The organism is Sphingomonas immobilis (genome assembly GCF_030580995.1).
GTDB lineage: Bacteria > Pseudomonadota > Alphaproteobacteria > Sphingomonadales > Sphingomonadaceae > Sphingomonas > Sphingomonas immobilis.
In genome coordinates this window covers 107,501-121,494 of record NZ_JAUQSZ010000012.1, presented here as the reverse complement: position 1 = coordinate 121,494, position 13,994 = coordinate 107,501, and the positions used below count along the sequence as shown (strand labels likewise).

The following is a 13,994-nucleotide window of genomic DNA, read 5'->3' as shown; positions in this document are numbered from 1 at the left end:
TTCGGGCGCTTAACGACGCATTAGGCACGGGCATTAGCCGTGACCTAAGGGGTTTCCCCTAGAGCGATGGCCCATGAAGATCGCCATCGCTCTCGTCTGCGTCGCCGGTGTCGCCATCGGCTTCGCGCTTCCCACCAAGAAGCATGCCCCCGCGCCGGCCGTGGCGGCGGCGGCCCCCGGCACGCCCGCGCCGCCGGTCGAGACGGTGCTCGATCGCGCCTCCAACGGCCATTTCCTCGCCGTCGCCAACGTCAATGACGAGCCGATCCGCTTCGTCGTCGATACCGGCGCCGACATCGTCGCACTCACCGAGGAGGACGCGCGCCGCGCGCACGTGCGCTTCGATCCTTCGCAATATGAGGTCGTCGGGCGTGGTGCGGCCGGGCTGGTGCGCGGGCAGGAAATCCGCATCGCCGAGATCGAGCTCGACGGAAAACGCGCGAGCGACGTCCAGGCGGTCATCCTCGCCGACGGCGAAATGTCGCTGCTCGGCCAGACCTTCCTGCGCAAGCTGAAGGAAGTGCGCATCACCGGCGATCAGATGCGCATCAGCTAAAGGTCGGCCGACATCCGGCCCATTCGGGACTGCAAAGCGCGATTCTCTGCGCTTCGGTGCTCACGTGCCGAAGGCACGCTGCGCTCCGATGCTCGACAATCACCCTTTTCGGCTCCGCCTGAACCGAATGTCGACCGACCCTAACGCCTCTCATACTCCCGTCACCCCGGCCTTGTGCCGGGGTCCAAGGCTCCGCAAGCGCTGCGGCAAGAGACTTTGACGGTATCGCTCGTCGCACGTTGGACCCCGGCACAAGGCCGGGGTGACGCCTGCGAAATGCTGCGCCCCAGTGCCCTAGGCCACACCACGCACCTCCGCTATGCGCGCAGGCGTGAAGCCCGCGACGCCTCCCTCCACCGCCTTCGCCGTCGCGACGCTCGGCATCGCCGTCTTTTCGTCGATGGACGCGGTGATGAAGGGGCTCGCCCTCGCGATCGGCGCATATAACGCGCTGTTGTGGCGCAGCCTCGCGGGCACGCTCATCACCGGCGCATTGTTCCTCGCCACGCGCGCCCGTTGGCCCACGCGCGCGGTGCTGCGCGTGCATCTCGTGCGCGGGGGCGTGTCGGCGGTGATGGCGATGCTGTTCTTCTGGGGCCTCGCGCGCGTGCCGATGGCGCAGGCGATCGCGCTCGCCTTCGTTGCGCCGCTGATCGCGCTGTTGCTCGCCGCGCTCGTGCTGAAGGAGCGGATCGGGCGCGGCGCCGTCCTTGCTTCGGTCGTCGCGCTCGCGGGCGTGGCCGTGATCTTTCTGGGTCAGGCACGCGCCGCTCTCGGGCCGGAGGCGACGATCGGATCGCTCGCGGTGCTGGCCTCGGCGGTCTGCTACGCCTGGAACATCATCCTCATGCGCCAGCAGGCGATGGTCGCCCGCCCGGTCGAGATCGCCTTCTTCCAGAGCGCGATCGTCTCTATTCTCTTCCTGCTCGCAGCACCTGTGTTCGGCGCCGTGCCGGATGCCGGCCACGCACCGATGCTGATACTGGCGGCGGCCCTCGCGACCGCCTCGCTGATGCTGCTGTCCTGGGCCTATGCGCGCGGGCGGGCGAGCGATCTCGCGCCGAGCGAATATACCGGCTTCGTCTGGGCCTCGCTGTTCGGCTGGATCGTGTTTTCGGAAAATCTGTCGTTCTATACGCTGGCCGGCGCGATGCTCATCATCCTCGCCTGCATCCTCAGCGCCCGCGCCGCGCCACCTCTGGAGACCAACCTGTGACCGTGACGATCCGCCCCGCCAGCCCCGCCGACGTCCCCGCCATCATGGGCTTCGTCCACGAACTCGCGACCTTCGAGAAGGAGCCCGAATCGGTCGTCTCCACGCCCGTGCTGATGCACGAGGCGTTGTTCGGCGTGCATCCGGCGGCGGAGGCGCTGATCGCCGAGCTCGACGGCGCGGTCGTCGGCATGGCGGTGTTCTATCACAATTTCTCGACCTGGACCGGCGTGCGCGGAATCTGGCTCGACGATCTCTACGTCACGCCGGCGGCACGCGGGCACGGCGCAGGTACGGCGCTGCTCAAGCACCTCGCCGCGATCGCCGTGGACCGCGGCTGCGCACGCTTCGAATGGTGGGTGCTCGACTGGAACGAGCGCGCGATCCAGGTCTACAAGAAGGCGGGTGCCGAGGCGATGGACGAATGGACCGTGCAGCGCGTTTCGGGCGATGCGCTGGTGAAGCTCGCGGGGCGCTGATGGCCTATGACGCGGGCCTCGCCGACTGGGTGAGCGAGGCGTGCGAGCCGCTCGGTACGATCACGCGCAAGCGGCTGTTCGGCGGGGCGACGGTCTATGCCGACGGTGTGGCCTTCGCGATCCTCGCCTTCGACGCGCTCTGGCTCAAGGCCGATGCGCAAAGCGACGCGGCCTGGGACGCGATCGCGGCGCCCCGCTTCACCGTCGAGCGTGACGGCGGAAAGGTCCAGTCGATCAACTACCGCCGCGCGCCCGACGAAGTCTATGACGACGCCGACGCGCTGCGCGAATGGGCCACACTGGCGATCGCCGCCGGGCGCAGGGCCCCGGTGAAGAAGGTGAAGCCGAAGAAACCCTGATACCGTTCGCCCTGAGCTTGTCGAAGGGCTGCCCTTCTTGGCACGAAGAAAGAGCGGTGTTTCGATAAGCTCAGCACGAACGGATGTTGATCAGACCGCCGCCGGCTCCTTGCCGCCCGCCACCTTGTACCGCTCGATCGCTTCGATCACGATGCGGCGGGCATCCTCGGCACCGAGCCACTTGCCAACGCGCACCCACTTCTTCGCCTCGAGATCCTTGTAGTGCGTGAAGAAGTGCTCGATCTGCTGCATCACGATCTCGGGCAGGTCGCTGCCCTCGCCGATCTTGCTGTAATAGGGGAAGGTCGCATCGACCGGCACCGTCAGCAGCTTCTCGTCGCCGCCGGCTTCGTCCTCGAGGTTGAGGACCGCGATCGGGCGCACGCGCACGACGCAGCCCGGGATGAAGGGCGAGCGCGCGACGACGAGCGCGTCGAGCGGATCGCCGTCGGGCGACAGCGTGTGCGGGATGAAGCCGTAGTTGGCGGGGTAACGCATCGGCGTGTGCAGGATGCGATCGACGAACAAGGCGCCGCTCGCCTTGTCGAATTCGTATTTGACCGGCTCGCCGCCGACCGGGACTTCGATGATGACGTTGAGGTCTTCCGGCGGGTTCTTCCCCGTAGGAATCATGTCGATGCGCATGAAATTGCTATCCTGTCCGTGATTGTCCCGTGCTGCCCCGCTCAGCGGGGTTGCAGCAGCCTGTCCAGGCCACCCTCTCCGGTGCCGGCCTTTTCGAGGCGCGGATAGCGCAGCCCGCCGTGATAGTCGATGGCGACCTTGCCGGAAAATGCCTCGTGGCGGATCGTCAGCGTGATTTGTGCCGCCGGGTTGGTCTTGGCGGCGGTGATCGCGGCGCAGAGCGCGGCTTCGCTGAAGGCCGAAGTCCCGACATTGGTGATGGTATCGCCGATCGCGAGGCCCGCAGCGAAGGCCGGGCTGCCCCATGTCACGTCGGTGATGCGCGCCTCGCGGTCGACGACGATACCGATCGACGCGCTCAAGAGGGCGGCCGCGCGCATTTTCTGGAATTGCGCAAAGGCCTTGGTCGGTTCCTCCGCATAGCGCAGCACATACCCGTTGGCGGCGACGCCATCGAGCGGCGCATCGGGCGCATGACCCTCGAGCAGCTGCGTGAGCAGGCCGCGCCAGTCATAGGGCTGCAGGTCGTCCAGCGTGTCGATCACGTCGTCGCGGTCATAGGTGAGCTCGCCGAAATCGCCGTCGCGGCCGCGGAAGAAGGCGCGCGCGAAATCGTCGATCGACAGCCGCCCGCCCGATTGTTCGCGCAGGATCGAATCGATCCGCATCCACACCAGCAGTCCCTCGACATAATAATCCTCGTTGCGCTGCCAGCTCAGCCAGGCACGGGGGCGGCGCTGCGACATCACGGGGTCGTTGGTGGTGTCGATCAGCGACCGCCAGACGCGGCCGGGGCGCGTCTCCAGCGCCGACAGGATGATCGCGAACTGATCGAGCGTATCCTGTTTGGTGACGAGGCCGGCGCGGACCTGCAGTACATAGCCGAGAAGGTGCGTCAGCCCTTCGTAGACCCACAAGGATTCGTCGCGCGTCGGCGTGTTGTAGTCGGGCGTCCACAGCCCGCGCCCGCGGCGGAACTTGCCGTTCCAGCTATGCGCGAATTCATGCGGCAACAGGTTACGCGATGCCGGGCCGTCCTTCCAGTTCTGGAAATAGCCCGGCGACACGCCGTCCTCCGAACTGCGATGATGTTCGAGGCCGAGGCCGGTCAACTGGTCGGAGATCGACAGCAGGAACCGATAGTGGTCGTAATGCTGCTGCGGGCCGAACATCTTGAGCGTCTGGGCGATCAGCTCCTCGTGCGCGGCGATCTGTTCCTTGCTCGCGACCAGTTCGGCGGGGTCGTCGGCGAAGGCGTCGAGATCGACGCGCGGCGACAGCGCCCAGCGGCGGTGGAACCGTCCGGCAAGCACGGGCGAATCGACCAGCACCTCGTAGTTGGTCGGCTCGTAGCTGCAGACGCTGCCCGCGCAGCGCGACTCGAGCGCGGTCGCCGTCTCGAAGTCGGCCGGATAGGTCACGCGCGCGGAAACAGGGATGTTGCGCACGAAATAGCCCGCCGGATACAGGCTCACCGCGTTCCATTGCAGCCGCAGCATGTTGGCCGACATCACGATCGGGCCGGTGTCCTTGCTGGTCGAGGACAGGAACTGGAAGGCGATGTCGATCCGCTCCGCGCCGCGCGGCACGTCGATATGAAAGGCGAATACCTCCACCGGGTCGCGCCGCCACGCAACGCGCTGGCCGTCCGCGGTGATGGTCAGCCCGGTAAGCTTGTCGATCTGCCCGGTCGGCGAATGATTGCCGGGGAGCCATTTCGGGAAGAGCAGCACCATATGGCCGGCGGGCGCGCCGGTGATCGTCTGCTTTACGGCAAAGATGCCGCGCCGCGTGTCGGTGGCGTCGATATCCAGCGCCATCTCGCCGGGAAACGCCACGTCGCGCGCACGCGGTATGCGGTCTTCGAAGGCGATCGGCTGCGGCCTGGAATTTTCGATCCGCGCGGCGGGCGCGGGGGCAGGTGCCGCGATGACCGGCGTGTCGGCGCGCGCGGAATCTGGCAGCACCGTCGCGAACAGGATGACGGCCAGCGCGACGCTGCGGATCAGATGCGGCAATCCCTCCCCCTTTTCAGTCTTTTGTTCAGACGAACCCTATCGTCTACGCCCAGTTACTTCCCGCCGCCCAGCGTGTTGATGGTGAACGCCAATACACCCAGATTGAACACGAACGCAGCCAAACACTGGCCCAGCACCACCCTCCGCATCCGCCGCGACGTTATGTCCACGTCGGACGTCTGGAACGTCATGCCGAGCGTGAAGCTGAAATACAGGAAGTCCCAGTAGTCGGGCTCCTTGCACTCCGGGATCTCGATGCCCCCCTTGTCCGTGCCGGTCTTGTCGCATTCGATGTAGAACAGGTGCGCGTAATGCAATGCGTAGATCGTGTTCGAGAACAGCCACGACAGCACGAGCGTCGCCAGCACCAGCGCGATCACCAGCGAGTCCTTGTCGTGCATCTCCTTGAACACCGCGGCCAGGATCGCGACCATCGTCACGCCGGTGATGACGAGCAGGCCGGCGCGGTTGGCGTCGTTGGCGATGCTCGCCTTGCGCATCTGCGCGGCCTCGCCGTGTTCGAGCAGGCGCGAGACGAGGATCAGGAACACCAGCGCCGCCACGTCGAACGCCGCCATGATCCCCCGGCTCCAGCCGAGCGTCGGGATCGCCGCGGCAAGACCCGCGATCAGGACGACACCGAAGGCGACGAAGCGTGGCGGCGCGATGCTGCGGCCGAGCGAGGCGATGGTCATCCCGCCACGCTACATCGCGCGATCTCACATCGCCAGAGCGCGCCGCACCATGATGTAGGAGATGAACAGCAGGTACACGCCGAACACCCGCTTCAGCGGCTCGGGCGGCAATGCGTGCGCGGCGGCGACGCCGAGCGGCGCCGTCAGGATCGACATCGAGGTGATGACGACCGCGCCGAGCAGATTGACATAGCCGAGCGACCCCGCCGGCAGCCCCGGCTTGCCGAGCCCGATGATGATCCAGCCGATCGTGCCTGGAATCGCGATGATGAAGCCGAAGCCCGATGCCGTCGCGATCGCCTTGTGGATCGACCGGCCGCACCACGTCATCACGATCACCGCCACCGTGCCGCCGCCGATGCCGAGCAGCGAGGAGAAGATGCCGAGGCTCCCCGCGATCCCGGCGCGCACCACGCCGGTCGGCATCGTGTCGCTGAGCTGCCGCCGCGCGAGCTTGGGCACGAGGAAATTGATCGACAGGATCGCGATCCCGCTCGCGAAGATCAGCGTCAGCGTCTGGCCGTTCATCTTCTGCGCGAGATAGACGCCGATGCCGACGCCGATGACGATCCACGGTGCCCAGCTCTTGAGGATGTCGAAATCCACCGCCCCCCTTTTGGCATGGGCCAGCGTGGAGCGCAGCGCGGTGATGACGATCGTCGCGAACGACGTGCCGATCGCGACATGCGTATATTCGCTGTGATCGCCGCCGAGCAGCGGCATCAGCGCGATCATCGCGGGCACCACGACGAAGCCGCCGCCGATCCCGAACAGCCCCGCCGCGAACCCCGCGAACAGGCCGGCGGCGAGCATGGCGAGGATCACCGGCCCCCATGTCATGACGAAACTCATCGCAGCATCACGCGATGCGAAGCACTGGGGAGGGCGCGCAAATGGAACTCCTTTCGAACCGGAATCGGTCGGGATTTCCTGCGGCGACGATATGGGGCTTCAAGCCTCCGTTGGCGCATTGCTGCGGTGCGGAAGGAAGACTGTCAAGCGGCGTGCTGCATCCGCTTTCCTTCGTCCCCGCGCTCGCCTAGTAAGCGCGGCTTTATGGCCCGTATCGAAACCCCGCGCCGCATCCGCGGCACCCAGGACATCTTCGGCGAGGAGCAGCGCCGCTTCGCGCGCGTGGTCGATGCGTTCGAGCATGTGCGCCGCCTTTATTGCTTCCAGCGGCTCGAAATCCCGGTGTTCGAAAGCACGGCGGTGTTCGCGCGCTCGCTCGGCGAGACCACCGACGTCGTCTCCAAGGAGATGTACACGTTCGAGGATCGCGGCGGCGATTCGCTGACGCTGCGTCCCGAATTCACCGCCGGCATCGCGCGCGCCTATCTGACCGAGGGGTGGCAGCAGTACGCGCCGCTCAAGCTGGCGACGCACGGCCCGGTGTTCCGCTACGAACGCCCGCAGAAGGGCCGCTTCCGCCAGTTCCACCAGATCGACGCCGAGGTGATCGGCGCGGCCGAACCCGCCGCCGATGTCGAGCTGCTCGCGCTCGCCGATCAGTTGCTGCACGAACTCGGCATTGCCGAGGGCGTGACGCTGCAGCTCAACACGCTCGGCGACGGCGAGACGCGCGATGCGTGGCGCGCCGCTTTGGTGGCCCATTTCGAGCAGCATCGCGGCGAGCTGAGCGAGGACAGTCTCGCGCGGCTCGACAAGAATCCCTTACGCATCCTCGATTCGAAGGATCCGCGCGACCGCCCGATCGCCGATGCCGCGCCGGGCATCGACGCGTACCTGACGAGCGAAGCGGGGGCGTTCTTCGAGAGCGTTACCAAGGGCCTCGACGCGGCTGGCGTGAAATGGACGCGCAACAGCACGCTCGTGCGCGGCCTCGATTACTACCGCCACACCGCCTTCGAGTTCGTCACCGACCGGCTCGGCGCGCAGGGCACCGTGCTGGCGGGCGGCCGCTACGACGGGCTGATCGAGAGCCTTGGTGGTCAGGCGACGCCGGGTGTCGGCTGGGCGGCGGGCATCGAGCGGCTGGCGATGCTGCTGGAGGAGCCGGAAACTGATCACCCCCTTGTCGCAGTCATTCCCGAAAACGGGGCTAGCGAGCGCGACGCGATCGCCATCGTCACCATCTTACGAAGCGCCGGGTTCGTCACAAGTATGGCTTTTCGCGGGAACGCGAAAAGGCGGTTCGAACTGGCAGGCAAAGAGCAAGCTGAATTCAAGCTCGTCGTCGACTCCCAATCGGGTGGGCCGATAACGGTTAAGTTCCCATATCGAGATGCTTGGATGCATTTGGACCGCTACAACCGGTTGGTTGATGCTCTGCGAACCCGCTTCACGCTGGAAGAGCGTGACGCGATGAGGTTCGGGTACGATTTCGAGCTTTCGCGGCCAGCATGACCTCCATCTCCCCCGAACGGATCGCGCAGATCGTGGTTCTGTTGATCCCCAGCGAAGGCTGGGGCCCAGTTTCGGGCCGCGTATTGGCTGGCGCCGCGTCCCGTACTCTTCGCTTTCGCAACTGGGCCCCAGCCTTCGCTGGGGATCGGGGAGTCGAGGCAGGCGCATGACCTCGATTTCGCCGGAGAGGATCGCGCAGATCGAGGCGCGGCGGGACGAGCTGCAGGCGCAGATGGCGCGCGGCGACCTGCCGTCCGATCGCTTCGTCGCCGTTTCCAAGGAATATGCCGAGCTCGAACCCGTCGCGGCGGCGGCGGGCGAGGTGCGGCGGCTGCGCGCCGAGCTCGACGTGCTGTCGCTGATGGAAGGCGAGGACGATCCCGAGATCAAGACGATGGCGCGCGAGGAGATCGCGGTCATCCGCGACACGCTCCCCGCTGCCGAACGCGCGCTCGCGCTCGCGCTGCTGCCGCGCGACGCCGCCGACGAGCGCGCGGCGATGCTCGAGATCCGCGCGGGCACCGGCGGCGACGAGGCGGCGCTGTTCGCGGGCGACCTGTTCCGCATGTACCAGCGCTATGCGGAGGCGCAGGGCTGGCGCGTCGAACTGATCTCCGCGTCATCGTCGGAGAGCGGCGGCTTCAAGGAAGCCATCGCCTCGGTCGAGGGCAAGGGCGTGTTCGCCAAGCTGAAGTTCGAAAGCGGCGTCCACCGCGTGCAGCGCGTGCCCGTCACCGAGGCCGGCGGGCGCATCCACACCTCCGCGGCGACGGTCGCGGTGCTGCCCGAGGCCGAGGATGTCGACGTCCATATCGACGAGGCGAAGGATCTGCGCATCGACGTCTATCGCTCGTCGGGGCCGGGCGGCCAGTCGGTCAACACCACCGACAGCGCGGTGCGCATCACGCATCTGCCGACCGGGCTGGTGGTGATCCAGCAGGACGAGAAATCGCAGCACAAGAACAAGGCCAAGGCGCTGAAGGTGCTGCGCACGCGGCTCTACGAGGCCGAGCGCGAGCGGCTCCATTCGGAACGCGCGGGCGCGCGCAAGTCGATGGTCGGCTCGGGCGACCGGTCGGAGCGTATCCGCACCTACAATTTCCCGCAGGGGCGCGTGACCGATCACCGCATCAACCTGACGCTGCACCGCCTGCCCGAGATTTTGCAGGGCGAAATGGACGACCTCGTCGGCGCGCTGATCGCCGAGGACGAGGCGGAACGGCTGGCGACTCTCGACGCGTAGTCCCCCTCCCGCTTGCGGGAGGGGTTAGGGGAGGGCATGTCCTCAAACGCGCCGCTCGATCGTGACGGGCCCTCCTCCGGCCCCTCTCCGCTTGCGGGAGGGGAGTTTTCGCGCGATTTCGCCGCGGCGGGCCTGTCCTACAGCCAGACCTTTGCGCTAAGCATCCGCAATGTCCGCTTCGCGTCTTTGCAAAGCCAACCGCCGATTGCCGTCTGCACGCCAAACTGCGCACTCGGTTCGTCGCATTTTCGACCCCGATTTGCGGGAACTTCGTTACCTTCGGCGGCTGAAATGACGGCGCGCATGGCTCTCGCCGATTCGACGCGGGCGTTGGCCGACGTCTCGCGCACCGCGCGGCTCGATGCCGAACTGCTGATGGCGCATGCGCTCGGCGTGTCGCGGGAGGTGCTGCTGATGCGCCATCTCGACGATCCCGCGCCTGAAACCTTCGCCACGCTGCTCGACCGTCGTCTCGCGCATGAACCCGTCGCGTACATTACCGGCACGCGCGCCTTCTGGACGATCGAGCTCGCGGTCGGCCCCGGCGTCCTCATCCCGCGCGCCGACAGCGAGACCTTGATCGAGGCGGCGGTCGCGCATTTCGGCGAGCGCCAGCCGGGCACGATCCTGGATCTCGGCACCGGGCCGGGCACGCTGCTGCTGGCGGCGCTCGATCAATGGCCGCAGGCGCAGGGGCTCGGTGTCGATGCATCCGATACGGCGCTCGATTACGCGCGGCGCAATGCGCTCAATCTGGGTATGGGCTCCCGCGTCCAGTTTCGGCACGGCGATTGGGCGCTGGGCGTGGACGGCAGGTTCGATCTGATCCTCGCCAACCCGCCCTACATCGGCACGCACGAAACCCTGCCGGGCGAAGTGCGCGACCATGAACCCGCCGCCGCGCTGTTCGCCGGGGATGACGGGCTCGACGATTATCGCCAGCTAATCCCGCAGCTTAGGCCGCTGCTCGCACCCGGCGGCGCAGCCGTCCTCGAAATCGGCGCGACGCAGGCCGGCGCGGTGTCGGCGCTGCTCGCCGCCGAAGGCTTCACCGTCGCGCTTCGCCGCGACCTTGCGGGACTGCCCCGCGCCCTGATCGGGACTTGATCCGTAAGAATACCGACACAATATTCCGCTTGGAGATTGGCGCGCCAGAAGCTATTGAACGGCGCAGGGGCACGCGATTATCGCCATAACTGGTTGAAATCGGGCTGTTGCCCATCTCCTTCGTCATATCGCTGTCGTCCGGCGATTTTGGCAGGCAGTAGGCGGCGCGTGTCGGCGCTGGCTGCCGGGGAGCACGCATCCACATTGCGCGGAGCAGATGCCGGTTTTGGTTTCGAAGAGCAGGACACACAGACTTTGATCAACAATCGTCAGGCCGGCCGCCGTCGCGGCCGTGGCGGGCAGCAACAGCGCTCGCAAGGTGGAAATCCGGGCCGCGGCCAGGATAACGGCAACCGGATCGACAATCGCGCGCGCGGCAACGCGGCGCAGCTGCTCGAGAAATACAAGACGCTGGCGCGCGACGCGCAGATGCAGGGTGACCGGGTCAACACCGAATATTATCTGCAATTCGCGGATCACTATTTTCGCGTCCTCGCCGAGACCCGCTCGCGCTTCGAGGAAAACCGGCCGCAGCCGCGCGGCGCCAACACCTTCGAGGATGACGAGCAGGAGTTCGACGACGACGGTGAGCCCGTCGCCCGCGCCGATCAGCAGCCGCGCCAGCAGGGCAATGGTCAAAACGGGGGCCAGCAAGACGGCCAACAGCGGAACGGCCAGAACGGCAATGGCAATTACGCCAACGGCAATGGCGGCGGTAACGGCCAGTATGACGACGAGCGTCCCCGCAATCGTCAGGACGGCAATCGCCAGGACGGTAACGGCGGCGGCAATGAGAACGGTCGCAACCGGGACCGGGGCGATCGCAACGATCGCTATGCCGAGGATCGCGGCAATCGCGGCAACCGTCAGGATCGCTACGAACAGGAAGACCGCGCTCCCGAAGGTCGGGAAGAAGCGCCGGCACCCGCTCCGGTCGTCGAGGCCGCTGCCGAAGCGCCCGCCGAGCCGCGCCGCCGTGGCCGTCCGCGCCGCAGCGAGCAGCCCGTCGAGACCAACGATGCCCCGACTTTCGACGCCGGCCTGCTGCCGCCCTCGCTGACGCTGTCCGCGACGCAGAGCGACGCGGGCGAGGGCGACGAGGTCAAGCCGAAGCCGCGCCGCCGTCGCGCCGCGCCGGAAACCACCCCGGCCTGAACCGGCGCGATTGTCATCCTCCCGTCTTCTGCCTAGCCTAGCGCAAGAGCAGAACGACGGGAGAAGGCGATGTTCGGGATTGGGCGCGGGCGTCTGGCGATAACGGCACTGGTGCTTTGCACCGCCCCGGCTCTCGCGCAGGACGCTGCCCCGCCACCGCCCAATGCCCAGGGCGACCTTGCGGTCACGATCTACAACAACGATCTCGGCCTCATCCAGGACAAGCGCGAGCTGACCCTGCCGCGCGGCCGCACCCGCCAGGAATTCGCCGACGTCTCCGCCGCGATCCGCCCCGAAACGGTGACGCTGACCGCCGCCAACGCGAGCGTCGTCGAACAGAATTTCGACTATGATCTGCTCGCCCCCGAAAAGCTGATGGACAAGGCGGTCGGCCAGACGGTCACCGTCATACGCACCAATCCCGCGACCGGCGCGGAAACGCGCGAGACGGCGCGCGTGCTCGCCAACAACGGCGGCACGATCGTACAGATCGGCGACCGCATCGAGGTGCTCGGCAGCGGCCAGCGCGTCGTCTTCCCCTCGCTCCCGGCGGGGCTGCGTGCGCGCCCGACGCTCTCGATCACGCTCGACAGCGACAGCGCGGGCAGCCGTCCGGTCACGCTCAACTATCTGTCGCGCGGGCTTGGCTGGAAAGCGGACTATGTCGCCCTGTTCGATTCGAACGCGGGCAAGCTCGACGTGCAGGGCTGGATCACGCTGACCAACACCAGCGGCACCACCTTCAACCGCGCCAGCACCCTGCTCGTCGCGGGCGCGGTCGGCACCGAGGACAACAATAACGGCTATCGCCCCAACTACGGCAACCAGCCCGGCGTGCGCCCGCGCGGCAATCGCCCTGGCACCGAAACGGCGGGGCGCGAGCAGCTCGGCGACTTCTACGTCTATCCGCTCGCCGAACGCACCACGATCGCCAATGCGCAGACCAAGCAGGTCAGCTTCCTCGACGTGAGCGCGGTGCCCGCCGCCAAGGGCTATTTCTATCGCAACCCCTGGCTGGAAAAGAAGGACGAGGCGGTCAGCGTCGATTCGGTACTGAAATTCTCGTCCTCGAAAAGCGGCGGCCTCGGTGACGCGCTGCCCGCCGGCACGGTGCGCGTCTATATGCGCGACGCGCGGGGGAGCCCCCAGTTCATTGGCGAAAGCGCGATCCCGCACACGCCGATGGGCTCCGCCCTCGCGCTTAAAACGGGTGAGGCGTTCGACGTGAAGATCCTGCCGACGGTCGAGAAGCGCGAGCGGATCGAGGGTTCGCCGGTACGTTGGCGCACGACGATGAGCTACCGTTTGACGAACGCGCGCGGCGAGCTGGTGACTGTCGAGCTCGCGCAGGCCGGGCTCGACTGGATCTGGAGCGACACGCGCGTGCTGTCCGAGAGCCAGAAGAGTGAGCGCGCCGGCTCCGACGAAGTGGTGTGGAAGGTCGCGGTGCCCGCAAATGGCGCGACCACCGTGACCGCGACGTTCGACACGCGCTACTGATCGCTCGCGGTGCTGCGCGCGCTTCTCTTCCTGTTCGGTCTGGTGGCGGTGCCTGCCGCCGCGCAGGTCGCCTCGCCCGCGCCCGAGAAGGTCGCCGTCACGATCTATCATGATCCAGACCGCAACGGCACTAGTGAATTGAACCGCGCGTGGCTGCGCGGTTACGCGCTGATCACCGAGCAACGCACCGTAGCGATCCCGGCCGGGCAGACGACGATCCGCTTCGAGGGCGTAGCGGCGGGCATCCTCCCCGAAAGCGCGATCGTCACCGGCCTGCCGCAGGGCGTGCGCGAGAAGAACCTCGATGCCGACCTGCTCTCGCCCGCGACGCTCTACGCGCACGGTTTCGGGCGACCCGCGATCCTGCGGCGCGAGGTCGCGAAGAAGATCGTGGAGGAACAGGCGATCATCCGCTCCGGCCCCGATGGTGCCGCGATCGTCCAGACGCGCGAGGGCTTCACCGCGGTCGATTGCAATGCGGGGCAGGGCGCTTTGGTCTATCCGAGCGTCCCGCCCGGTCTGTCGGCCAAGCCGACGCTGTCGGTCGCGATCGATTCTCCGAGCGCGATCAAGGCGACGGTGACGCTGTCCTATCTCGCCTGGGGCTTCGACTGGCAGGCCGATTATGTCGCGACGATGCGGCCCGACGGCGCCTCC

The 13,994-nt window shown here is 67.0% G+C and carries 14 protein-coding genes (1 of these 14 cut by a window edge); 10 read left to right on the top strand and 4 right to left on the bottom strand.

From position 1 onward, the window contains the following. The first annotated feature begins 73 nt into the window (after positions 1-73). The 4 genes from Q5H94_RS16540 to Q5H94_RS16525 all read left to right on the top strand — a co-directional run bounded on the left by Q5H94_RS16540 (position 74) and on the right by Q5H94_RS16525 (position 2,607). Entirely contained in the window at positions 74-556 is a 483-nt protein-coding gene (locus tag Q5H94_RS16540) for a retropepsin-like aspartic protease family protein (RefSeq protein ID WP_304562394.1), read from the top strand. 319 nt (positions 557-875) lie between these two features. Next, positions 876-1,772: a DMT family transporter gene (locus Q5H94_RS16535; protein ID WP_431312181.1), complete on the top strand. Its 897-nt coding sequence runs from the start codon at positions 876-878 to the stop codon at positions 1,770-1,772. A gap of 44 nt (positions 1,773-1,816) precedes the next feature. Beyond that, positions 1,817-2,248, top strand: a complete 432-nt coding sequence (locus Q5H94_RS16530; protein WP_304562465.1) for a GNAT family N-acetyltransferase — start codon at positions 1,817-1,819, stop codon at positions 2,246-2,248. Further along, complete coding sequence (locus Q5H94_RS16525; RefSeq protein ID WP_304562392.1) at positions 2,248-2,607, top strand: TfoX/Sxy family protein; 360 nt, start codon at positions 2,248-2,250, stop codon at positions 2,605-2,607. Before Q5H94_RS16530 ends, Q5H94_RS16525 begins: the two co-directional genes overlap by 1 nt. Positions 2,608-2,697: 90 nt before the next feature. Here Q5H94_RS16525 and ppa read toward each other — a convergent pair whose 3' ends face one another. From ppa to Q5H94_RS16505, 4 genes are all read right to left on the bottom strand, one after another. Then, positions 2,698-3,252, bottom strand: a complete 555-nt coding sequence (gene ppa / locus Q5H94_RS16520) for an inorganic diphosphatase (RefSeq protein WP_304562391.1) — start codon at positions 3,250-3,252, stop codon at positions 2,698-2,700. A gap of 41 nt (positions 3,253-3,293) precedes the next feature. Then, on the bottom strand, positions 3,294-5,261 hold the full coding sequence (locus tag Q5H94_RS16515; RefSeq protein ID WP_304562464.1) for a M61 family metallopeptidase: 1,968 nt from the start codon (positions 5,259-5,261) through the stop codon (positions 3,294-3,296). Between the two features lie 62 nt (positions 5,262-5,323). Continuing rightward, positions 5,324-5,965 (bottom strand): DUF1345 domain-containing protein, encoded by a 642-nt coding sequence (locus tag Q5H94_RS16510; RefSeq protein ID WP_304562390.1) that lies wholly within the window; start codon positions 5,963-5,965, stop codon positions 5,324-5,326. A 24-nt stretch (positions 5,966-5,989) separates the two neighbouring features. Further along, entirely contained in the window at positions 5,990-6,817 is an 828-nt protein-coding gene (locus tag Q5H94_RS16505; protein ID WP_304562389.1) for a sulfite exporter TauE/SafE family protein, read from the bottom strand. A gap of 204 nt (positions 6,818-7,021) precedes the next feature. On the opposite strand from Q5H94_RS16505, the gene hisS reads away from it, so the two are divergent. The 6 genes from hisS to Q5H94_RS16475 form a co-directional block, all read left to right on the top strand. After that, complete coding sequence (gene hisS, locus Q5H94_RS16500; protein WP_304562388.1) at positions 7,022-8,332, top strand: histidine--tRNA ligase; 1,311 nt, start codon at positions 7,022-7,024, stop codon at positions 8,330-8,332. A 166-nt stretch (positions 8,333-8,498) separates the two neighbouring features. Then, entirely contained in the window at positions 8,499-9,575 is a 1,077-nt protein-coding gene (gene prfA, locus Q5H94_RS16495; protein WP_304562387.1) for a peptide chain release factor 1, read from the top strand. 291 nt (positions 9,576-9,866) lie between these two features. Next, positions 9,867-10,682: a peptide chain release factor N(5)-glutamine methyltransferase gene (gene prmC / locus Q5H94_RS16490; RefSeq protein ID WP_304562386.1), complete on the top strand. Its 816-nt coding sequence runs from the start codon at positions 9,867-9,869 to the stop codon at positions 10,680-10,682. A 36-nt stretch (positions 10,683-10,718) separates the two neighbouring features. Then, entirely contained in the window at positions 10,719-11,837 is a 1,119-nt protein-coding gene (locus tag Q5H94_RS16485) for a DUF4167 domain-containing protein (protein WP_341850117.1), read from the top strand. A gap of 69 nt (positions 11,838-11,906) precedes the next feature. Continuing rightward, positions 11,907-13,337, top strand: coding sequence for a DUF4139 domain-containing protein (locus tag Q5H94_RS16480; protein WP_304562385.1), 1,431 nt, complete (start codon positions 11,907-11,909; stop codon positions 13,335-13,337). A gap of 9 nt (positions 13,338-13,346) precedes the next feature. Then, positions 13,347-13,994, top strand: the beginning of a protein-coding gene (locus Q5H94_RS16475) for a DUF4139 domain-containing protein (RefSeq protein ID WP_304562384.1). It continues 846 nt past the right edge of the window; only the first 648 of its 1,494 coding nucleotides appear in the window; it begins with the start codon at positions 13,347-13,349; its stop codon lies off the right edge, out of view.

What these genes read in the sequence shown, in the direction of transcription:
- prmC (WP_304562386.1), top strand. Translation starts at nt 9,867, where the DNA reads ATGACGGCGCGCATGGCTCTCGCCGATTCGACGCGGGCGTTGGCCGAC.
- ppa (WP_304562391.1), bottom strand. Translation starts at nt 3,252, where the DNA reads ATGCGCATCGACATGATTCCTACGGGGAAGAACCCGCCGGAAGACCTC.
- prfA (WP_304562387.1), top strand. Translation starts at nt 8,499, where the DNA reads ATGACCTCGATTTCGCCGGAGAGGATCGCGCAGATCGAGGCGCGGCGG.
- Q5H94_RS16535 (WP_431312181.1), top strand. Translation starts at nt 876, where the DNA reads ATGCGCGCAGGCGTGAAGCCCGCGACGCCTCCCTCCACCGCCTTCGCC.
- hisS (WP_304562388.1), top strand. Translation starts at nt 7,022, where the DNA reads ATGGCCCGTATCGAAACCCCGCGCCGCATCCGCGGCACCCAGGACATC.
- Q5H94_RS16525 (WP_304562392.1), top strand. Translation starts at nt 2,248, where the DNA reads ATGGCCTATGACGCGGGCCTCGCCGACTGGGTGAGCGAGGCGTGCGAG.
- Q5H94_RS16505 (WP_304562389.1), bottom strand. Translation starts at nt 6,817, where the DNA reads ATGAGTTTCGTCATGACATGGGGGCCGGTGATCCTCGCCATGCTCGCC.
- Q5H94_RS16480 (WP_304562385.1), top strand. Translation starts at nt 11,907, where the DNA reads ATGTTCGGGATTGGGCGCGGGCGTCTGGCGATAACGGCACTGGTGCTT.
- Q5H94_RS16540 (WP_304562394.1), top strand. Translation starts at nt 74, where the DNA reads ATGAAGATCGCCATCGCTCTCGTCTGCGTCGCCGGTGTCGCCATCGGC.
- Q5H94_RS16510 (WP_304562390.1), bottom strand. Translation starts at nt 5,965, where the DNA reads ATGACCATCGCCTCGCTCGGCCGCAGCATCGCGCCGCCACGCTTCGTC.
- Q5H94_RS16530 (WP_304562465.1), top strand. Translation starts at nt 1,817, where the DNA reads ATGGGCTTCGTCCACGAACTCGCGACCTTCGAGAAGGAGCCCGAATCG.